The organism is Pediococcus sp. AC40, from assembly GCF_030252485.1.
GTDB classification, from domain to species: Bacteria; Bacillota; Bacilli; order Lactobacillales; family Lactobacillaceae; genus Pediococcus; species Pediococcus acidilactici.
The window spans coordinates 736,428-757,379 of the sequence record NZ_CP127012.1 but is presented as its reverse complement, the minus strand read 5'-3'; the positions used below and the strand labels follow the sequence as shown (position 1 = coordinate 757,379).

16 protein-coding genes are annotated in these 20,952 nt (G+C 40.5%); 3 read left to right on the top strand and 13 right to left on the bottom strand.

The window, feature by feature from the left end:
- Window positions 1–20 precede the first annotated feature (20 nt).
- On the bottom strand, window positions 21–1,598 hold the full coding sequence (locus tag NL111_RS03665) for an alpha-L-rhamnosidase-related protein (RefSeq protein WP_285110498.1): 1,578 nt from the start codon (window positions 1,596–1,598) through the stop codon (window positions 21–23).
- Between the two features lie 6 nt (window positions 1,599–1,604).
- Window positions 1,605–2,870: an MFS transporter gene (locus tag NL111_RS03660; RefSeq protein WP_004166827.1), complete on the bottom strand. Its 1,266-nt coding sequence runs from the start codon at window positions 2,868–2,870 to the stop codon at window positions 1,605–1,607.
- Between the two features lie 242 nt (window positions 2,871–3,112).
- Here NL111_RS03660 and NL111_RS03655 point away from each other — a divergent pair, with 242 nt between their 5' ends.
- Entirely contained in the window at window positions 3,113–3,955 is an 843-nt protein-coding gene (locus tag NL111_RS03655; protein WP_285110497.1) for an AraC family transcriptional regulator, read from the top strand.
- Between the two features lie 162 nt (window positions 3,956–4,117).
- On the opposite strand, the gene NL111_RS03650 is transcribed toward NL111_RS03655, so the two are convergent.
- From NL111_RS03650 to NL111_RS03600, 11 genes are all read right to left on the bottom strand, one after another.
- Window positions 4,118–5,545, bottom strand: coding sequence for a C69 family dipeptidase (locus NL111_RS03650; protein WP_285110496.1), 1,428 nt, complete (start codon window positions 5,543–5,545; stop codon window positions 4,118–4,120).
- A 24-nt stretch (window positions 5,546–5,569) separates the two neighbouring features.
- Entirely contained in the window at window positions 5,570–5,923 is a 354-nt protein-coding gene (locus tag NL111_RS03645) for a PqqD family peptide modification chaperone (protein WP_004165359.1), read from the bottom strand.
- Window positions 5,916–7,850 (bottom strand): OPT/YSL family transporter, encoded by a 1,935-nt coding sequence (locus NL111_RS03640; RefSeq protein ID WP_285110495.1) that lies wholly within the window; start codon window positions 7,848–7,850, stop codon window positions 5,916–5,918. The genes NL111_RS03645 and NL111_RS03640 overlap by 8 nt, the downstream gene beginning before the upstream one ends.
- 182 nt (window positions 7,851–8,032) lie before the next feature.
- The gene (locus NL111_RS03635; protein WP_285110494.1) at window positions 8,033–9,376 is read right to left on the bottom strand and encodes an APC family permease; all 1,344 of its coding nucleotides are present in this window, start codon (window positions 9,374–9,376) and stop codon (window positions 8,033–8,035) included.
- 107 nt (window positions 9,377–9,483) lie between these two features.
- Window positions 9,484–10,536, bottom strand: coding sequence for a bifunctional threonine ammonia-lyase/L-serine ammonia-lyase TdcB (tdcB, locus tag NL111_RS03630; RefSeq protein ID WP_004165628.1), 1,053 nt, complete (start codon window positions 10,534–10,536; stop codon window positions 9,484–9,486).
- Window positions 10,537–10,585: 49 nt separating this feature from the next.
- Complete coding sequence (gene ald / locus NL111_RS03625; protein WP_004165367.1) at window positions 10,586–11,692, bottom strand: alanine dehydrogenase; 1,107 nt, start codon at window positions 11,690–11,692, stop codon at window positions 10,586–10,588.
- A 409-nt stretch (window positions 11,693–12,101) separates the two neighbouring features.
- Window positions 12,102–13,526, bottom strand: coding sequence for an L-arabinose isomerase (araA, locus tag NL111_RS03620; protein WP_285110493.1), 1,425 nt, complete (start codon window positions 13,524–13,526; stop codon window positions 12,102–12,104).
- Between the two features lie 33 nt (window positions 13,527–13,559).
- The gene (locus NL111_RS03615) at window positions 13,560–14,288 is read right to left on the bottom strand and encodes an L-ribulose-5-phosphate 4-epimerase (RefSeq protein ID WP_004165370.1); all 729 of its coding nucleotides are present in this window, start codon (window positions 14,286–14,288) and stop codon (window positions 13,560–13,562) included.
- A gap of 14 nt (window positions 14,289–14,302) precedes the next feature.
- The gene (locus NL111_RS03610) at window positions 14,303–15,898 is read right to left on the bottom strand and encodes a xylulokinase (RefSeq protein WP_004166822.1); all 1,596 of its coding nucleotides are present in this window, start codon (window positions 15,896–15,898) and stop codon (window positions 14,303–14,305) included.
- 19 nt (window positions 15,899–15,917) lie between these two features.
- Window positions 15,918–17,288, bottom strand: a complete 1,371-nt coding sequence (locus tag NL111_RS03605) for a sugar porter family MFS transporter (RefSeq protein ID WP_004165373.1) — start codon at window positions 17,286–17,288, stop codon at window positions 15,918–15,920.
- A gap of 196 nt (window positions 17,289–17,484) precedes the next feature.
- Window positions 17,485–18,570, bottom strand: a complete 1,086-nt coding sequence (locus tag NL111_RS03600) for a GntR family transcriptional regulator (protein ID WP_036668203.1) — start codon at window positions 18,568–18,570, stop codon at window positions 17,485–17,487.
- Window positions 18,571–18,764: 194 nt separating this feature from the next.
- Here NL111_RS03600 and NL111_RS03595 point away from each other — a divergent pair, with 194 nt between their 5' ends.
- Window positions 18,765–19,796: an aldose epimerase family protein gene (locus tag NL111_RS03595; RefSeq protein ID WP_119179326.1), complete on the top strand. Its 1,032-nt coding sequence runs from the start codon at window positions 18,765–18,767 to the stop codon at window positions 19,794–19,796.
- A gap of 307 nt (window positions 19,797–20,103) precedes the next feature.
- Window positions 20,104–20,952: a DUF3100 domain-containing protein gene (locus NL111_RS03590; RefSeq protein ID WP_236119859.1), complete on the top strand. Its 849-nt coding sequence runs from the start codon at window positions 20,104–20,106 to the stop codon at window positions 20,950–20,952.

Genomic DNA, 20,952 nt, shown 5'->3' with positions numbered 1-20,952 from the left:
TGTATTCTCATTTTAGTCATCTAACTTAAATACTTTCTCATTAAGTACACTGGTGTACAACTCCAAGCATGGCAATAGCTATTAACCATTGCACTACCATATGGGGAGTAACTTGGATCATTGGGATCAAATGCTTCCCAAAACGTGTCGGCACCTAATTCAATCATCTTCCCCCAGTAATCTTTCAATAGTTGAATTCCCGCATCCGTCAATCCTGCTTCAAAAAGTGCTTGGGTTACGTGATGATACATATACGGAGTTGCAATCCCTTTAATTGGGAATAGTTTTTTAACTGCGTTGCTCATTAATTGGTGATTTTCTTCCGGAGTCATTACTTGAGCTAAAACCATCCAAACTTGACTAGCAATGTTAATTTCATGATCAGGACCAGAAATAAATAATCCTCTTTCTTCGTTATAGAGGTTTTGCTTGGCATAATTTGTAATTTGGGCCAATTCTTTTTGGTAGTAATCAATCGTGTCCAATCTTTGAAGCCGTGATAAATGGATAAACTGTTTCAAAGCGTATATTATAATGGCAACTCCAGCCGTATCCTTATTAAATTCATTAGACCAATCCACAAAAACTGGATAATCCTCATCAAAGACAATTTTGCCATTACTCTGAACCATATTTTTCATAACGTAATCAATTTGCTTTTTCGCCACTGGATATAAGTCTTCAAGTACTGTGTAATCATCCGTGTGTTGAAAATAATCATCTAAGATACTAACAAAAAACAAACTGTAGTCGAGCAAGAATGTGTCATCTGGCGTATAAGTTGGCTTAACAAATACGTTGGCAGGAATTCGCCCATCTTTGGCTGCCAATGCACCAAATAAATATAAACATCTCTTAATTAAGGTTTGGTTGTCATAGGTTTGATAATCCGCTAAAGCTTGTAAGCGTAAGTCCCCGATCCAAAGCCGTCGATCTCGTTTAGGTCCGTCTTCAAAAACGTCTTGCATACAGTCCGCAAGCGTCTTCAGCCCCACCTGATCAATTTTTTGTAAAAGTTTATCATCAGTATGAAATGGGGTTGGCGCTCCTTGTGCCGCACTTTCTGCAATTAAGGCTGGTTCAAAGAAACTAACTTGCCACTTAGGAGAAGTATCCACCACTTTAATTTCAACATAACGAAAACTGTAACGCCTTGGTAAGTACAAGTTGGCAGGCAATTCGTCCAAATGAACAGTTTCTTCTTGCATCCATGAACGGCTTAACCAACCTTGATAATCTTGACTATCTTGGTTTAACTCAGTAGGCAGCTCGGCAAATTTCAATTTAAGCGTTAAGGGCGCATCCATTGGTGATCCGACTGATTTAATTCGAATTGTAAAGTGCTCAACGTAATGATTGCCAAAATCTAAAATCAACCGGTCATCCCGGCCAAATTTCATTTGACTAAGTTGTGTAGCATCAGCTACTTTTTTTGTTCCAACATTATCTAGTAAATTTTTATCGATCACCGTTTCAACTACCTGCACCGGAGTTACTACTCGTTTTGCCAATTCCTGAATGTTGTCATCTGCTTTTTTTAGTAACTGTTTGTCATGATTAAATTCTACATCATCATTAATTTGAAATGTAAATGCCATCGCCACTCACTCCTCAACGTTAATCTGGTACTTTTTTTGTAATCGAATCATTACCAATCCCGCAATTAGACATACGGCAACAATTCCAGCGAACCCAAACATAGTCATTCGGATGTGGCTTGGTAAAACTAAAGTAGGGGTAATGAATGCAAAAATCCCACATAAGAAACGGGAAAAGCCACTAATAAATCCTTGAACTGAAGCCCGGCTATCAATTGGGAATGACTCTTGGGTCCAAACCTTATACATAGCTTCGCCAGCAATGTTATTACCTAGGTTATAAAAACCAATGGCAATAACAATTGGCCACAATGCATGGCTGCTTAATGCTAAGCCTAGCATGGCTAGTAGCTCGATAACTGAACCTACCACAAAAAATTTGTTACGGTACCGGCTACCTGCTACTGAGGCAAATGAAATTGATGCAATTAAAGCCACTACATTTAATACTAATCCTGCTCCTGTAGCAAAACTTTGGCTCGCGTGTGCTTGTACCAAAGTAAAAGTTTGAAATTGTCCAAATGTATTCGCTAACAAATTCCAGCAACAATAAAAAATCATAATCCAAATAAAGAATAACCCATATTGGTGATTTTGGCGCAAAATTTTAAATAACGAGCCAGATTCAGAAGTTCTTGGGGACTGCATTTGGTCAATCCGTTGATTGGCTTCACGATGAAATTCTTTAAAGCGACCAGAAAAAGTGCGCCAAATAAAAGTGATGGCAGCGCATACTGCTAAAATCGTAAAAACAATTCGTGCCCCAGTTGCCCCAGTCATTTTAGAAACTACAAAGGCACAACCATAAGAGAAAAACACCCCAATTTGCCAAAAAACTTGGGTAAAGGACACTAACCGAGCCGTTGCTTTGTCATCAGGAACATCATGTGAAATAATCGTTAAGCTAACTGGTAAATCAGCTCCAGAAGCTAATCCTGCAATAATCACTCCTGTTAATAAAAAGCCATAGCTGTTAGCTAACACACAAATTAGTGCACCTACCGCATAGCCTAAATTTAACCAGTTAAATGAACGGGTTAATCCCCAATTTTTGGTTAACCATCCGGCAACTAACGAGCCCATTGCAATTGCAAAAGTTAATGCTCCTGAAATCACCCCAACTTGGGTGTTAGATAATGCTAACCCCTGTTGCCACACCGTAATTGTTGCTGATAATCCAACAATGATCCCCGAACCTAAAATTGATCCGATTCCAGCTGCAATAGCTAGAGGACGGTATTTTTTCACTAAATTATCACTTTGATTTTGCATAAATCTCTCCTCCTTAACTATCCTCATTGTAAGCGCTTAAAATAAGTGCTACAATATCTCCAGTTCACCCGAATCCTTGCAAAACTACAGGTGGGATCATTAAAAAGGAGCAGCTAATGATGGATTTTATTACCTTGGATAAAAAAATACGTAGTCTAAATTATGTAGAGAACACTCAGCGAAAAAATCACGCTAATTACAATTATATGAAGCTCAATTTTAAGGAAAGCCCCATCCCTAAAATGCCAAAATACAATTTTTTTAAACATGGCGATTTAACCATTGTTAAAGGAAATCGTTTTTCTTACGTTCCCGCGCATACTCATGATTTCATCGAACTTAACTACATGTATTCAGGTAGTTGTATTCAATCGCTAAATAACGAGCAATTTGAGTTTACAGAAGGTCAACTACTTTTAATGGATAAGAATACTGTTCAAAAAATTGGCTATACTGGGGAAAATGACGTCATCATTAACATTTTGTTAAAAAACTCTCTAACTATCACTAAAATATTGGACTTACTTTCTGGACAATCCAACGCTGTAACGGACTTTCTGCAAAATTGTAACTTAAAAACTACCAACCATAATTTCATGATTTTCGATTTACCTGCACAATCATTGTCGCGTAGTCTGATTATGGACTTATTGTTCGTAGCCTTTGAATCCGCCCATAAAAATAATAACCAAGTGCTAAAATTGCTATTTTCAACCTTGATTACGCAATTACCACCATTAGTTAGCCATCACCATCTAAATTTTGCGGCAGACAATAATGCTGAATTATTGGCAATTTTAAAGTACATCGAACAGCATTATTCAACCACTAATTTGCAATATACAAGTAAGCATTTTGGATACAACATGAATTATCTCAGTAATAAGATCAAAGCAGCGACTGGGCAAACGTTTAAAGAATTAATTGAACAGCGCCGTCTATATGCAGCCCAAGAACTTTTATTTCAAACTAACCTATCGCTTGACCAAATTTCCTTGCGAATTGGTTATAAAAATCCTTCTTCCCTAAACCGATTGTTTAAAAAATATGTAAACACTACCCCATTAACTATAAAAATGAATTGATTAAGAATCGCGATGATTTATATTGATTAACAAAAAGTGGCCGTCAGGATTACCCAAAATCCTAACGGCCACTTTAATTATTAAGAAAAATTAGTTGAAAGTTTTATTCAACCGCCCCTTAACACTTTAGACGACTACATAACACCAGGCCTATCTTTTGAATCACAAATTTGGATCCATCTTAAAGGTTAGCTTCGATAATTCCGCACCCTGCTTGGTTAACTTAGCTAAAAGTTTCTTGGTTTCTTTATTATAATGTTGCGCAATAAGGGGGTTTTGTTCAGTAAGATATTTTGTCAATTCTTTTCCCGACATCTTCTTAGCCACTTGGTCAACTTCTTCAATCTTGGTCCGTGCCCATTGTGACAACTCTTTTTGGTAATCCAAATCGTCCTGAATAAATTCAGCGTAGTGAGATTCCACTACCATTGCTAAAGTTTCATACAACCAGTATGCACTATCTAATGACACCTCTTCCGGTAATTCCCGGTAGGAAACGTCAGTATCATTAGCGTTGGTAAAGAATGGTACGTGTGGGCAAAAACTTGGTACGCCAAAGCCAATCCACTGAACTCCAGCCGCTTCATTTTCATGACTATTCCGCATTTGCAAAATATGTGAATTGGCTGTTCGAGATAAGGAAATTGCCCGGTACGTCTTCCGATCGTGTTCGCTACCACTTCCTAATGGGTCGTACTTAGTTTCGTTATAGTGCGACTTCAGAATATATTGAATATCTTCAACCGAAATCTTTCGACTAGCTTTCCGAATAAAAGGTAGATCTGGTGATTCAGGATCTTGTTCAATCTCCGGGTTTAAGTAACGTTGAGCAAACCAAACCCGAGGAGTATTGTAATGATGATCCTTTTCCGTATCCGTTCCAAAGATGTGCCGGAAATTCCAGCGATCTTCGTCAGGATTCAAACCATGCTTTTCGACAAATTCTTGAATGCCATGCGCCCACATGTAATTGTCGGGATCATTAAAGTCAATATCTTCAATCGCGATTTGGTTAGCAGCCACGGCATAGCAATCGTCCGGAATCCGAACGGCAACCCATTGATGACCCGTAACAATTTCCATGTACCACACTTCGTCAGCATCATTAAATTGAACTCCGTTACCCTCTGCTGAACCATATTTTTTCACCAATTCGCCTAGATAACGAACTCCATCTCGAGCAGAATCAATAAACGGAAGTACTAACGTAGTCATGGAATCTTCTGCTAACCCATTTTTGACGAAGGGATCGTAAGCTAAAACTCGTTCGTTAGCGTAAACACTTTCCGTAGCGCTTTCACCAACGTTTTTTTCGTTAAAACCGTCTTCTTCATTAGGCCCTTCGCTCTCATCGGCGTTAGGTGTTGAAGTATACCGATAGCCACTTTCAGGCAACGGTACAGTTAATCCGTTATATGGTGATTTATAAATTTCTTGTCGTCCGGAGACGGCTGGTTGAACCAAGAAGCGTTTTGGATGAATAGCCACTAGACGATCTTCGTTTCTGGAAATATAGGTTGCGCCATCAAGCGAAGCCTGCTTTCCAACCATTACTGAAGTACATGCTGACATTTCAATTCTATCCGTCATGATAAATCCTCCTCTTAAATTTCTTTAAACTCGTTCGATAATCTGTTCGTTAACCTCTAGTTGCTTCAAATACAATAATAATCGACTATACAAATAGTCATTAGCTTCCTCGAAGCGTTCGCCTAAATTCTGACCAATCTCATACGCGCTGCGTTGCCCATCAATTTGTTGAAATACAAAACTGCCGTATTCATCTAAATCTAGGTAAGTAAACTCTGGAATTTTAAAATGTAATTTTCGTAAAAATTGTTGAATCCAATGGTTTTGAGCACGAATAATGGTCACTTGTTCGCCTTCAACTTTATAATTAACCCGCGGATTTTTCTTAAAAACTAATTCTTTTAGATCAGCATCCGTCAATTTAGGTGACTTACTCACGTTCTTCAGCCTTCCCTTGGTTTTCAGATTTTTTAATCATATACAACGGAATTATAATCGCTCCTGCCATAGCTGCTAGTAGTATTAATCCCATTGCGTTGCTTGCTAAAAAGCCACTTGGTGCACTATTACCCAGCAATCCGGTAACGTGGAAAATAATTCCAACAAGGCCGATGATTGAACCACCGGCAATTAGTCCAGAAGAAAGACTGACGCCGCTTTGTACCCGTTTGTCACGTAACTCTTTGTCTTTAGTAGTCTTATTGATCAAAAGTTTTAATAATGCCCCTACTAAAATAATTGAAGTAGTTGAAATTGGTAAGTAAAAACCTAACGCAACCGTCATAATTGGTAGGTCTAGCATCCAGAAAACTAAGGCCATCACAATCCCGACAATGATCATAATCCATGGTAAATCTCCAGACATGATGCCAGACGTTAAAGTTGCAATTAAGTTAGCTTGCGGCAATCCAAATGGCGGGTTAGAACCCGTAATCCGCAATTGCGGTTCCAAAAGTACCGTAGTTCCAATTACGGTGAGCACCCCCACAAAGCCAGCAATCATGTAGTACTTCATCATTTCCTTGTTTGAGCCGCCAATCATGTAGTTAACTTTTTGGGTTTGCATATATCCACCACCGACTGAAACCGTAGTAACAATGAATACCCCAAACAATAGCAAAATTTCTGTGTAATTTTTGGTAGTCCATCCCATCAATACGAAGGCCAAAGTCATGATTACTAGCGATGCAATAGTCATCCCTGACACTGGTTCGTTAGAACAGCCAATCGTCCCGGCTAGCCGAGCAGAAACAATTACAAACAGCAACGATAAAACTAACGTTAAAACCCCGCCAAGCAAGGCAACGACAACCGACCCTGAAATAATAAAACCAGCGATAAAAATGGCAATTACTGAAGCTAACAAGGCAATTAACCCGAACGCATTTTTATCTTCAGTAGTGCTATTTCGCGCATTAAGTACTTTTTTAATCGAAGTCCAAATTACCGGGATTAACTTAACTGCACCGATAATTCCACCACAAAGCATCATTCCTGCACCAATATACTTAACATACGAGCCTGCAACATCGTCAACGCTCATTTGGGAGATGCTCAGCGCGGCATCATTCCAAACGTGTGCACCACTTCCTGCCATTTGTGCAAAGTAACTAACTAAAGGCACTACTGCAAAATTTGATAAGATTGACCCCGCAAACATGGTCATTGCCACTTCTAGGCCAACCACGAAACCAATTCCAGCTAGCATAGGATTAACTTCTGTCGACATCTTCCATCGGTAAAATGAGTTTCCAGTGAAAGTGATCATGCTATTTACCCAACCAAAAACTTGAGAAGTAAATAAAGTAATTAAGCCCCCGATTCCAAAACCTACCCCTAGGAATTTTAATGAATCTCCACCGCTTTCCGAAGCGACTAACGCTTCGGTAATCGCCATGGATTCTGGGTAAGCGAGGCGCCCATGTTCCTCAACAATCAGATAATTTTGAACTAATGATGCGCTCCCAATGGCAAACATTACTGCCAAAGCACCAACCATTACCCCAGTGAAAAAATTAACGTGTCCGCCAATCAAGATAATTGCTGGAAGGACGTAAATCATCCCACTTGCAATTGCTTCTCCACCACTGGACATTCCTTGCAAAATATTTTTACCTAGGATGCCCTTTTTCTTAGCAAAAAGACTTACCAACCCCGATCCAATGATTGATCCAGGAATTCCAGCTGCTACCGTTAGTCCAGCTTTCATCCCCGAGTATGCTGTTGACGCTCCAAAGATTACGGCTAAAATAATTCCCATAATCAAAATAGCAATACTTCCACCATGCCCCTTTTTAGTAACGTAAGGAACGTACTTGCTCCTACCATCACCACCATAATCTTTCTTAGAAACATTTTGTGCCATCCAATTCAATCCCTTTCTTTAACAATCACTAATACCTAACTTTTGTGAATCAATTATCATATGTTTAATAATAGCGCTTCCACCTTTTCTTATCAAGTAGCGCTACTGCCTAACCATTGTCTACTAAAAAAGGCAGAAAGCCTCCCTGACTGGGATAGTTTTCTGCCATTTCAAACACAAAATTATTTTTCACTCTTAAAATTTTCTGGATACTTATTTTTTAAATAATAGTAGAAAATAACCCCTACTGCGGTGGCTACAATCCCAATCGCTGTCGTAGTAAATTGTGTGAAGAGCGTGTTAACCAAAATGAAAACTCCTCCTACAAGAGCAATTGCCGGAATTACTGGATAAAGTGGGACCTTATACGGTCGATTTGCATTTGGTGTCCGTTTTCTCAAAACAAATACCGCCACAAAAGCCATGCAGTAGAAGAACCAAATTACGAAAATTAGCATATTGGTAATTGCATCAAATTGTCCAGAAAGCATCATTAAGCAAGCAATCAAGTATTGGATAACTCCAGCTGCCCAAGGCACTCCCGCTTCATTTAATTTAGCAAAAACATCTCCGAATGGTAGTTTGTGTTCTTTACCCATTACGTAAGGAATTCTCATTCCTGTCATGGTGTATCCATTGAGGCCACCATACACTGAAATCAAGATACCGATTGTAACAAATTTACCTCCGATACCGCCAAAAATAACCTTTGCAACGTCAGAAGCAATGTTCAAATTTCCAGCAACGTGGTTAACTGGAGCAATGTAGAGAAATACGGCATTAACCAACAGGTAAACTACCATAATCAGTCCGATTCCAAGTGCAATCGCTTTAGGTAGATCCTTACGCGGATTTTTCATTTCACCGGCAATGTTACCAACGTGAATCCATCCATCATAAGCAAACATGGTCGCTAATAATCCATTCCCTAAAGCTGTCCAAAATCCGCGATGTGGGCCAGCTACAACTGGGAATAGTGAGAAGTTAACCGAACTACTGTGGAAGAATCCTAACAAAACAATTACGGCTAACGGGATCAGCTTAACCACTAAAGCTACCGATGTTACCCAACCACCAAATTTTGCGCTAATGCAGTTAACTAACAATAATGAAAGTGCAGTAATGATTGCTACAGGAACTATCCATGTTTGCGAAAGATTAAATAAGTTAGTGAATTGGGTTCCAAACGCAATCGCAATGGCCGCTACATTAGCAGGGAAATAAATAATTGCTTGTGCCCACCCTGCTAAAAATCCCCAAAAGTGACCATAAGTATGCTCAATATAACGTGTCAGGCCCCCAGTTTCAGGGAACATCGCCGCTAGCTCAGCACCAGTCAACCCAGCGCAAATACTAATTAGTCCACCCAATAGCCACGCGAAAAGGGCCATTGAGACCGTCCCAGTATATTCGGTTACCGCGGCTGCCTTAAAGAATACGCCGGTACCAATAACCGTTCCCATAACCGTTGCTAACGCCGGGAAAAAACCAATTGTCTTTTTTAGAGATGTACTATTATCATTCATTGATAATCACTCCTCATTGTTCCAATTTTAATTATTTTAAAAAAGGGACGCTGCAATTCATGCAGCATCCCTTAGATTTTCAATCTGCAATTGCTTGCCTAATCATTCTATCCAATCCCAACTTTGTGTGTATCAACTGGGGAGAAGAAGTGATCAATAATTTGTGAAACCCGTTGAAGGTCAACGTTACCACCGGATACTAGGGCAACGACTTTCTTACCTTCGATCCATTTCTTATCAATCTTGCCTGCCTCAAGTGCAGCAGTTGGTAATGCGCCAGCACCTTCTGCAACAATCTTGGTGCGTTGCATCAAGTCCTTCATTGCTTTAGAAATTTCTTCTTCACTAACTAGAACAATTTCGTCAACTAACTTAGAAACAATTCCGTAAGTGATGTCCCCAGGAACAGCTACATCAGTGCCGTCAGCAAGCGTAAAGTCATCGTGATGCTTTACAATCTTACCAGCATCTACTGAAGCCTTCATTCCGTGAACGTTTTCGGATTGAACCCCAACTACGTGAATGGAAGGGTTGATTGACTTAACTGCTGTGGCAATTCCGGAAATCAACCCCCCACCACCAACTGGTACAATGATGGTTTCTACATCAACCAAGTCTTCGAGGATTTCTAGCCCGATGGTTCCTTGTCCAGCACAAACGAGGGAATCGTTAAACGGATCAACAATCGTCTTTCCTTCTTTTTCAGCTCTTTCATGCATCCAGTCGTGAGCATCATCGAAAGTTGCTCCGTGAATATCAACTTCAGCACCGTAACCCCGCGTAGCGTCACGCTTCATTTGAGGAGCTTCGTCCGGCATTACAACCGTGGTGTCAATTCCAGAAAGTTTACCAGTTAAAGCAACCCCTTGCGCATGGTTCCCAGCTGAAGCTGTAATTACTCCATGCTTTTTTTCTTCATCAGACAAGTGGTTAATCTTATTATTAGCTCCTCTGAATTTGAATGAACCAGTAAGTTGCATATTTTCAAGTTTTAAATATACATCTGCATGAGCAACATTGTTACTTAAAAACATTGACTGAACTAATGGCGTCCGACGTGCGTACTTACCAATTACTTTACGCGCTTCTTCAATTTGATCTAAGTTTAATAAATCGTAGGTTTGAGCAACTACTTCATTTCTTGGTTCGTTATTTTTCATGATTTTCACCTCATAATTTAAACGCAAATTTAAAAGTTCGAACGCCTATTTATACATCTAGTTCAGTGTACGGAAGGTCTAACGAATCTGCAAGACCCTTGTTAGTTACCTTACCTTCGTAGAGGTTGACCCCAGATGCTAAAGCTTTATCTTCCTTGATTGCTCCTTCAATTCCCTTATCGGCAATTTCCAAAATATAATCAAGGTTACCAGCTGCTAACGCCATTGTAGCAGTCCGTGGAACGGCACCAGGTTGGTTTGGTACAGCGTAGTGGATCACACCATCCTTAATGAAGACTGGGTCATCAATAGTGGTTGGGTGATCAATGGTTTCTACTGTTCCACCTTGATCGATCGCAATATCAGCGATTACAGAGCCCTTCTTCATGCTTTTTACCATGTATTCTTTAACCAACTTCGGTGGCTTTGAGCCTGGGATTAAAATTGTGGATACAAAAATATCAGCATCTTTAATTTCTTTTGCAAGATTTTCTTCGTTTGATTTAACTACGCGAACGTCTTTACCCTTATATTGTTCTTCCAATTGAGCAATCCGGTCGTCGTTTAACTCAATAATTACTACTGAGCATCCTAAACCTAAAGCAGTGTCTGCAGCGCCTGTCGCGGCGTTACCCCCACCGAAAATCACTACATGTCCAGCAGGGATAACTCCTGGAATTCCAGAAACTAAAATACCTTCCCCTTGATGTTGTGCTTCAAGGTAATACGCTCCCATGATTACTGAACGACGCCCCGCAATTTGGCTCATTGGTGCTAACAACTCTAATTTACCATCCTTAACGATGGTTTCACCACCGATTGCAGTAACTCCGGCCTTCATCATTGCTTCAACAGTTGGTTTGGAAGATGCAAGGTGTTGGAATCCCCAAATGATTTTACCTTTATCAAAGTATTGGTATTCTTCAGCATCAGGTTCTTTAACCTTAATGCACAATTCTGCTTTCCATGCATCTTCATGAGAAACAATCTTCCCACCAGCTTTTTCAAATTCTTCGTTAGAAAAGCCTGCACCGATTCCGGCATCCTTTTCAACTAAGACTTCATTACCGGCATCAACCATCTTTTGAACATTTTCCGGCGTGGCCGCTACACGACCTTCCCCTTCTTTTTGTTCTTTAATAACAGCAATTTGCATAAAGACACTTCCTTGTGATTTATTTAACTACACGTATATTATTGCACACTTTACTCAAAGAAGTAAAGCGGTTGCATAATTAAAATCCAATTAGTTTATTTAGATTTGGTTATGTAAATATTATTAAAAATTCTACAAATCGCTATTAAATGCTGAATTAACGATATAGATAATCTAATCTAATTCAAATTTTTGTTCAATCTCGGCACTCAAATGATTAGAAAAATAAAAATAATGGATTCACATTCACAAAATTACGTCCTTAATTGAACTACTAATCACGTAATGTTAACCTTCTTCTCTGATAATTTTTATGTTCTTTGTTTTTTGACCCTTTATCGAATCATAATAAAAGAACTGATCAATTAAATCGATCAGTTCTTTTAGAAAAATTTACCAAAGTAAATAATTATTTAATGTTAACGTATGTCAATCCAAACATGTTGCTGAGATCTTGTAATTGTTCAGCATCCACGTTGAAGGAAAGTACGGTATGATGACCACCACCAAGTGTGAGCCAGCCTTCAGCACCCTTCTTCCAACCTTGTTTTGGAGTCCAGAGTTGTTTAGCAACTGGAAGATGTGGCGTTTCTTTTTCAGGCTTGTTGCCTTGAACATCGTAAGACATGAGCTTGAATTCATCACCGTAGTCAGCCATCGTAACGTCAACCGCGTCGCCTTCCATACCAGTGAAGACAAAGCGTGCAGGGTCATCCTTGCCACCAATGTCAAGTGGGTGAACTTCGACCCGTGGCGTGTCACTAGCTAACGTTGGGTCAACTTCTAGCATGTGTGAGCCAAGGATTGCTTCGTGACCCTTGCGAAGGTCAAGGGTGTAGTCTTCCATGAAGGCAGTGTGTTGGTTATGCGCAATGATCTTCATTAAGCGATCCAAAGCAGCGGTCTTCCAGTCCCCTTCACCAGCGAAGCCATAACCTTCAGCCATCAACATTTGAACAGCCAATCCTGGAAGTTGTTCCAAACCAGCTAAGTCTTCAAAGTTAGTTGTGAAGGCGGTGTATCCGCAATCGTCCATGAATTTCTTCAATGCAAAGTATTCACGAATTTGGTACTTAGTATTGTGTTCGAATTTTTCTGAAGAATTATCTCCTTCAACGAAGTTGTATTCCTTCTTCATTTCTTCGTACTTATTGTTGATGTCGTCTTCAGCAACGGCGTTAACTTCTTCAACTAAGTCCGCAACTCCCCAGTAATCGACGGTCCAGCCAAATTTAATTTGTGCTTCAATCTTGTCACCGTCAGTAACCGCTACGTTACGCATCTTGTCAGCAAAGGTTATTACCTTGATACCAAATGATTCATTGTAGCCAACGGCTGCGTCCATCCATTTAGCGATTTGTTTTTGAATGTCTTCATCACCCCAGTAACCAGTGATGATCTTGTTGTTCTTACGCAAGCGTGCATTAATAAATGCATATTCACGGTCACCATGAGCAGATTGATTTAAGTTCATGTAGTCAAAATCAATGGTGTCATATGGAATGTGGTTCAAGAATTGAGTTGCTAAGTGAAGCAATGGTTTTTGCAATAACTTAGTACCGCGGATCCAGTTTTTAGCTGGTGAGAAGGTATGCATCCAGGTAATTACCCCGGCAACTTTGTCGTTATAGTTAGCATCCTTCATTACTTGAGTGATGTTTTCAGCAGTAGTTGCTACCAACTTGAATTTAACTGGATAAGGTAAGTTCTTGGATTCGTTTAACTTATCAACGATTTCGCGAGCGTCCTTTTCTACTGAACGAAGGGTTTCTTCACCATATAGGAATTGACTACCTGTAATAAACCAAAATTCATAATCTTGCATTTTTTTCATGTTAAAGCGCTCCTTTTCTAATTAAAAATATTTTTATTTTCTTTGTGCGTGTTCTTTAGATTTGGCATTATTTTGCCCATAGTAAGCATTCTTCCCGTGTTTACGGTAGTAGTGCTTATCTAATAAGTATTGAGGAACTTCGATATTCCGCCGAGTCATTTGTAAAGCGTGATAGTCGATTTCAGCAGCAACTTCCAATACTTTAGCGTTGTAAACCGCTTTGTCCGGTGTGGCGCCCCAAGTAAATGGTCCGTGTTGGCTAACCAATACAGCAGGAACCGCATTGTGGTCCAAATTCCGTTCCTTAAATTCTCGAACGATTACCTTGCCAGTATTTTCTTCGTATGCCTCTTCAATCTCTTGTTTAGTTAAGGCCGGAGTTACCGGTACGTCACCGTAGAATGTGTCGGCATGGGTCGTACTCAAAGCTGGCACGTCAATTTCGGCCGCTGCAAACGATACCGCCCATGGAGAATGGGTATGCACGATTCCTCCAATGTCTGGAAATTCGTTATATAAAACGGTGTGGGTCGGTGTATCGCTAGAAGGATTCATATCCCCTTCAACAACTTCACCCTTTAAATTAACTACCACCATATCTTCGGGTTTCATTTCTTCGTACGAAACTCCCGAAGGCTTAATAACAAATAATCCCTTTTCGCGGTCGATCCCGGAGACGTTCCCCCAGGTAAACGTAACTAAATCCAGCTTGGGCAGCTGCATATTAGCTTCGTAAACTTCTTGTTTAAGTTTTTCTAGCATCAAATCTCCCCTTCCTAAATTACTTCACCGGCGCGTGCTTCAACTGGCAAACCAGCTTCGTAGTGCTTAGTAAATTCATTGTAAGCAGCCACTCCCTCTGGTTCAGGGCTAAGCGTCATGCTCTCTGGATTATTAAAGACGTTGTAGTCTAAATAATCACTTAAGCTTTGTCCTTGATTATCGGCAGCGTACATCGCCAAAATTGCCATTCCCCAAGGCCCGCCTTCACCAGCATTACTCATCACGGTAATTGGGGTGTTGAGGGCGTCTGACAGAACTTGCTGTGCAATTACGGCAGTCCGGAACAATCCGCCTTGCGCGATCATTACGTCGGTTTTAATATTTTCTTCCTTGCTCAAAATATCCATGCCGATTTTTAGTGGCGCAAATGCAGAATAAAGTTGGGTTTGCATGAAGTTTGGCAAGTTAAAGTGGCTGTCTGGCTTCCGGACAAACAATGGCCGGCCCGCCTTGATATTGGTGATATTTTCACCAGACTGGTAACTGTAGTTGACCAATCCGCCAAGGTCGTGATCCGCCTTAGCCGCCTCTAAGAACAGTGCTTCGTACAACTTATCCGGCGTCAAATTAATCCCTAGTCGAGTCGCAAATTCGTTAAAAATTTGGGCCCAAGCGTTAATATCTGAGGAACAGTTGTTAACGTGAACCATAGCTACTGCCGCCCCGTCTGGCGTCATCACTACGTCAATATCCCGGTGAACTGATTTCAATGGCTTTTCTAATACAACCATTGAGAAGGCCGAAGTACCAACCGAAATATTTCCGGTCCGTTTGCGAACACTATTAGTCCCGACCATTCCGGTTCCAGCATCTCCTTCTGGCGGTGCCATCAAACTACCCGCTTGCAAATTTCCAGTAATATCTAGTAGCTTAGCGCCCTGCGCGGATAATTGTCCCGCGTTTTCGCCAGCCTTTTTAACGCTTGGCAAGACGCGCTTGATGTCCCAGTTAAATGGTTTAACTTCAGGCAAGTTAGCAAAAGTTGCTAACATATTTTCTGAATAATTTCCCGTTTGTTCATCAATTGGAAATACTCCAGAAGCGTCCCCAACTCCTAATACCTTTTCACCCGATAATTTCCAGTGTACGTAACCGGCCAAGGTCGTAACAAAATCCAAGTTTTCAACGTGGTCTTCACCATTTAAGATAGCTTGATAAAGGTGAGCAATTGTCCAACGCTGAGGGATGTTGAAATTAAAGGCTTCCGTTAGTTTGGCTGCCGATTCTTCGGTAATATTATTCCGCCACGTCCGAAACGGTACTAATAAGTCGCCGCTTTGGTCAAAAGCCAAGTAGCCGTGCATCATTGCACTAATTCCAATCGACTTAATTTTGGTCAACGGTTTGTGATACTTACTTTTAACTTCGGCCGCCATTTTTGAATAACTGGTTTGGATCCCCTTCCAAACGTCTTCAAGCGAATACGTCCAAATGTTGTCTTTGTATTGGTTTTCCCAAACAAAACTACCAGAAGCAATCGTCTTATAGTCGTTAGTGATCAAAACCGTTTTAATCCGGGTAGAACCTAACTCAATTCCAAGGGCGACGTTTCCTTGTTCAATTTGGTTTGATATTTCTACAATATTCATTTTCAAAATCTCCAAATTCTTATTTTCTAAGTCCCTGTTCTTCAATTTCTTCTAGACTGTGACCCTTCGTTTCGGGTACCCGAGTTCTGATAAACAATACACCTAATAAACAAATGATTCCGAAGATTGCAAACACTGCTTCTTGCGGCATGTTTGCCGTCATAATTGGGAATAATAAACCAACTAAGAATGAACCGATCCAGTTGAATGATGATGCAACCCCAGATGCTTTACCGCGAATGGCTAACGGGAAGATTTCCCCCACAATTACCCAAGTAAGTGGTGCCCAGGTAAAGGAGTAAAACGCTACGTAAATACATAAGAAGACTACGATCATCATCGGATTCATATCTTTAATAAACATGTTTAAGATTGCTGGGAGGATAAAGGATAGTCCCATAATGGTGCCACCCATTGTCAAAAGTGTCCGCCGTTTAAATTTATCGGCAATCCATAAGAATACTAACGAGCCCAGTACCAAGATAATCCCTTGAATAATCGGCCACATTAATGCTGAACTAGCAGCATTTCCGGTAGCTTTTTCAACGATCAATGGTATGTAATAGAAAATCGCGTTAGCACCTTGGAATTGTTGGAAAGCAGCCACTCCAACCCCGGCAATTACTAGGTAACGATATTTACCATTTAGCAATTGTGCAAAGGAAGATTTTTCATTGGCACTTGCTTCTTCTGCAGCAGTCTCTTGAATCGTTTTCAATTCAGGCTCTACTTCCGCTTCGTTACGGATGTAAGTTAGCGTCCGCCGTGCAGCTTCAACATCGTTGCTCTTAACTAAGAAACGAGGTGATTCTGGCAAACGTAAAACTCCAAAGTAAAGGATGATTGCGGGAACCGCAGCCAGACCAAGCATCAAACGCCATGCCATTGTTTCAGGCAGATCTTTAAGTAAGAAATCAACAATGTAAGATAACAGCATCCCAGAAACAATCATGGTTTGGTTGATTCCGGATAGACGACCCCGCAAACGAGCAGGAGCCATTTCGGACATGTACGCTGGTACCAGCGCTGAGGCTGCCCCTACCGCTAGTCCTAAGAAGATCCGAACAATTATCAGATAAATTTGACCATCGTGCGGCGATAATGCGGATAATAGCGAACCAATTACGAAAATTAATGATGAAATCAAAATCATTTTCCGCCGACCTAGCCGATCTGATAAGTTACCAGCTAAAGCGCCTCCAAAAATAGCTCCAAACATTACTGCACTAGTAATCCAACCGATTACACCGGCGTCACCATATAAGTTCCAATCGTGTTGTAAGAACGGGAGTGCCCCAGTCATTACCCCAATGTCATAACCAAACAAAATTCCTCCAAATGAACCGAAGAAGTAAATAAATCCACTTGGAATTTTCTTTTCCTTGCCCATGCTATTCCTCCTTAAACCGTTTCCATTTCTTTGAAAACGTATTCATTAACTTGCTTTCATCTTAGAATATTTATACGGACAAGTCAACATGAATTTTTAAAATTTATTAGCATAAATTTATCTTATGGACACTAAAAAAGAGGTGTAATACCAAAGATTGGTACTATACCTCTAAATTTATCTAATCAATTGACTGTTACGATAGTTCCTTAATTGACTCTCGGTAAATAATTTCAGGTTCGTAAATTTTATTTTGAATATCCGTCTTTCCATCAATCATGTCAAAAATCATCTTGGCTGCGTCCCGCCCTAATTTTTCCTTCGGGTGTTCTACAGAACTTAGCTGTGGAGACATATACTTTGATAGCTTATAGTTATCAAAGCCAAAGATGGAAATGTCATCCGGCATACGTAAGCCTAAGGACCGCGCTAGTGCCATCACCTGAATGGCAATTTGGTCATGGTAACAAATAATCGCAGTTGGCCGTTCATTTGGCGAGCGGCTCAGAATTTGTTCGATTTTCGTAAATACCGACCGCATGTTATCCGAAGTTTGGTACATCACAATTTCACTTTGATAAACCAAGTCTTGGTGTTCCTTATAGGCCTTAATAAAACCATTCATTCGGTGAACACCCTGTTGATCATCAACCTTAAAAACGCCTAAAATCTTTTGATGTCCCATACTAATCAATTTATTAGTAATGATTTTCTCTGCCCGGGTATCAGCCATTTCCGCGTATGGGAAATCTAATTCAGGGTAATGCGCGTTAATAAACACGGTAGGCAACTTCGACTCTTTAATTTTCTCGTACAAATCACGATTAGGATTGCCTAAAGCGCTCTGGGTGGGCTCGACAATCAAACCTGATAAATTACTATCCATCATCTTTTGGACGCTCTTTCTTTCTCGAGCAGGATCATTTTGCGTATTGCTAATGAGGATTGAATAACCACGTGAGGAAATCAACCGGTCAATGCCTGTAATAATGTACGGAAAGATATACTCCGCAATGTGGGTGGTGATGACGCCAATCACCTTATTTTCTACCTTTTGGTTTACGTATTTTTGCCAGTCGTCGACAAACATTCCCCCGCCTTGCACCCGGTAGATGTAATGATCATTTTCTAAATCGCCAACCGCGCGTCGGATTGTATAACGACTCACGTCATATTTTTCCATTAATTCTGATTCAGTTGGCAATTTATCGTTAATTGAATAACTCCCCGATAAAATTTCTTCCTTTAAATCTTGTTTAACCAGTTCGTACTTCTTTTCGATGATTGCTCCTCCTCTACTACAGCAAATTTATTATACGATAAGTAAAATGTTATCACTTATTTTTAAATGATAAATCTCTAATACCGATTCTTTTTTAATTCTATGCATTCGTCGTTAAAATCATTGACATTTATCCGGACAAATTTTAGGATTAAGGATAATGATAACGGTTTCAAACATGGAGGTACATAAATATGCACATTGATATACTTAAGTTCGATCAATTTCGCGGCCACCAGGTCGAAAAAATTCGCTTAACTAATGACCACAATGTTTCCGTTGGGGTGCTCACCATGGGAGCCATCCTAAATGAATTTTCGGTCCCCCAAGCTGATGGCCGAAAAAATCTCGTACTTAGTTTTGACCAAACTAAAAAGTATTACGATAACCCCTTTTACATTGGAATGGCAATCGGTCGAACCGCGGGACGCATTAAGGACGGAACCATGCCGTTAGCAAAAGGAGCGGTTCATTTACCACCAAACGAAAATAATAATACTCACCACGGCGGTCCCCACGGTTTCTTTGATTACCTCTGGGACTACCATCTGCAAAAGGGTGAAGACTTTTTGTCCGTCACCTTTACTTATCAAATCAAAGAAAGCGACGACGGCTATCCAGGAAACATTGCTGTCGCCATTACGTTTAAACTCACTAACGACGACCAAGTTATCATTACTTATCAAGGAACTGCTGATCAACCAACGCTTTTCAACCCAACTTGTCATGCATACTTTAACTTAAGCAATCGTGACCATGTATTGAACCACCAGTTGACGATTGCTAGTGCACAGTATTTAGCCGTTGATCAGCAAAAGATCCCCACGGGGGAGTTTCTTGCCACCGCAAGTACTGCCTACGATTTCCGTCAACCGGTAAAGCTACAAGACGCCATTGCCGCCTTGCAGAGCACCCCGGAAAAGGGTCTCGATGACATCTTTAAAATTAACGAAAACGCCGCTCCAATCGCGAAACTACAAGACTTAGATAGTAAAGATGCTCTCGAAATTTATTCTAAACGCAATGGTCTAGTGGTTTACACCGCTAACGCTCTCGACGATACCTTAAGCTTTACTAGGGGACCGGGGCGGCCTCAAATGGGGATCGCTATGGAAGCTCAAACTCTGCCAGACACCCATAACCATCCCGGTTTTGGCGATATCACTTTATCAGCTAACGAACCCCAATCTTACACCATCACTTATCGCTATTTAAAAGGTAATTAATTTTTGAACCACAAATTCCCGTAGTTATTAGATTCTTTTCTAATAATTACGGGTTTTTATTTACCAAATAAAGATTTTACATTCTATTCATTAAAATGGGTAACAATTTGATTGACAAAAACCAGTCTCTTCCCACTATACAGGAGCCCCCTTAAAAAGCAAGCGTTTTCCTAGCCTCAAAACCGGCTTGTTTTATTTTTAATAAACCCGAACTATAAAAACAAAAATAACGTTAAAAGTTCTTTTATTGCTAATTATAACGTGTTAAACTCAAAGCATAGTTAAGATTCAGGAAGGAGTGCTTTGAATGAAACGATCCGTCAATGATTATTCATCCCTTTGGCAACGCATTAAAAATGAAAATAAAATTTACCTAATTAGTTTGGTACTAGTGTTAATTGCCGATGGGATTGGCGAGGTCACCTTTAAAATTGGCAACGGCGTGATTATTTTCTTCCCCGTTTTCTACGCAATTATTTTAGGAATTATGCTCGGTCCTCAGGTTTTAAAAATAATCCGGCCTGTCGAAACTACGGCTGCCGGAAAACTTGTTTTAGTTGGCATCTGTCCTTTTATCGTTAAACTCGGTATTACCGCAGGAGCCAACCTTCATTTAATTTTAAATGCCGGCCCAGCCCTATTGCTACACGGTTTTGGGAGTCTCCTTGGCCCAATTTTGGCTCTTCCGATTGCGATGTTACTTGGCCTGCACCGCGAAACCATTGGGGCTTGTAGCTCCTTAAATCGTGAATACCACTTAGCCGTGATTAATAACGCGTACGGTGCGGAATCTGCTGAAAGTAACGGCAGCTTAGCCCTTTACATCGTTGGCGGCATGATCGGAGCAATTTACTTTGGTATCATGGCTTCCTTAATTGCCAGTACCGGTTGGTTTACCCCTCAAGCACTCGGAATGGCTTCCGGAGTTGGCGCCGGAATCTTCATGGCAAGTGCAAGCGCTAGTTTAGCCAACGCCTTCCCTGCCCACGCCGCAGTCATTACCACAATGGCTTCAGCTAGTAACACAATTGCTGGAATTACCGGAATTTACATCACCATGTGGCTTGCCCTCCCCCTGACTGAAAAGTATTACGACCTACTTTGTAAAATTTTCCGTTTACAAACTCAACGTCATCTTAAATTGAACCGAGGTTAA

Excerpts from the sequence above, each read along its gene's own strand:
- ald (WP_004165367.1), bottom strand. The coding sequence starts at position 11,692 with ATGCAAATTGCTGTTATTAAAGAACAAAAAGAAGGGGAAGGTCGTGTA.
- NL111_RS03610 (WP_004166822.1), bottom strand. The coding sequence starts at position 15,898 with ATGAATATTGTAGAAATATCAAACCAAATTGAACAAGGAAACGTCGCC.
- NL111_RS03665 (WP_285110498.1), bottom strand. The coding sequence starts at position 1,598 with ATGGCATTTACATTTCAAATTAATGATGATGTAGAATTTAATCATGAC.
- NL111_RS03595 (WP_119179326.1), top strand. The coding sequence starts at position 18,765 with ATGCACATTGATATACTTAAGTTCGATCAATTTCGCGGCCACCAGGTC.
- tdcB (WP_004165628.1), bottom strand. The coding sequence starts at position 10,536 with ATGAAAAATAACGAACCAAGAAATGAAGTAGTTGCTCAAACCTACGAT.
- NL111_RS03660 (WP_004166827.1), bottom strand. The coding sequence starts at position 2,870 with ATGCAAAATCAAAGTGATAATTTAGTGAAAAAATACCGTCCTCTAGCT.
- NL111_RS03640 (WP_285110495.1), bottom strand. The coding sequence starts at position 7,850 with ATGGCACAAAATGTTTCTAAGAAAGATTATGGTGGTGATGGTAGGAGC.
- NL111_RS03605 (WP_004165373.1), bottom strand. The coding sequence starts at position 17,288 with ATGGGCAAGGAAAAGAAAATTCCAAGTGGATTTATTTACTTCTTCGGT.
- NL111_RS03635 (WP_285110494.1), bottom strand. The coding sequence starts at position 9,376 with ATGAATGATAATAGTACATCTCTAAAAAAGACAATTGGTTTTTTCCCG.
- NL111_RS03615 (WP_004165370.1), bottom strand. The coding sequence starts at position 14,288 with ATGCTAGAAAAACTTAAACAAGAAGTTTACGAAGCTAATATGCAGCTG.
- NL111_RS03655 (WP_285110497.1), top strand. The coding sequence starts at position 3,113 with ATGCCAAAATACAATTTTTTTAAACATGGCGATTTAACCATTGTTAAA.
- araA (WP_285110493.1), bottom strand. The coding sequence starts at position 13,526 with ATGAAAAAAATGCAAGATTATGAATTTTGGTTTATTACAGGTAGTCAA.
- NL111_RS03650 (WP_285110496.1), bottom strand. The coding sequence starts at position 5,545 with ATGACGGATAGAATTGAAATGTCAGCATGTACTTCAGTAATGGTTGGA.
- NL111_RS03590 (WP_236119859.1), top strand. The coding sequence starts at position 20,104 with ATGAAACGATCCGTCAATGATTATTCATCCCTTTGGCAACGCATTAAA.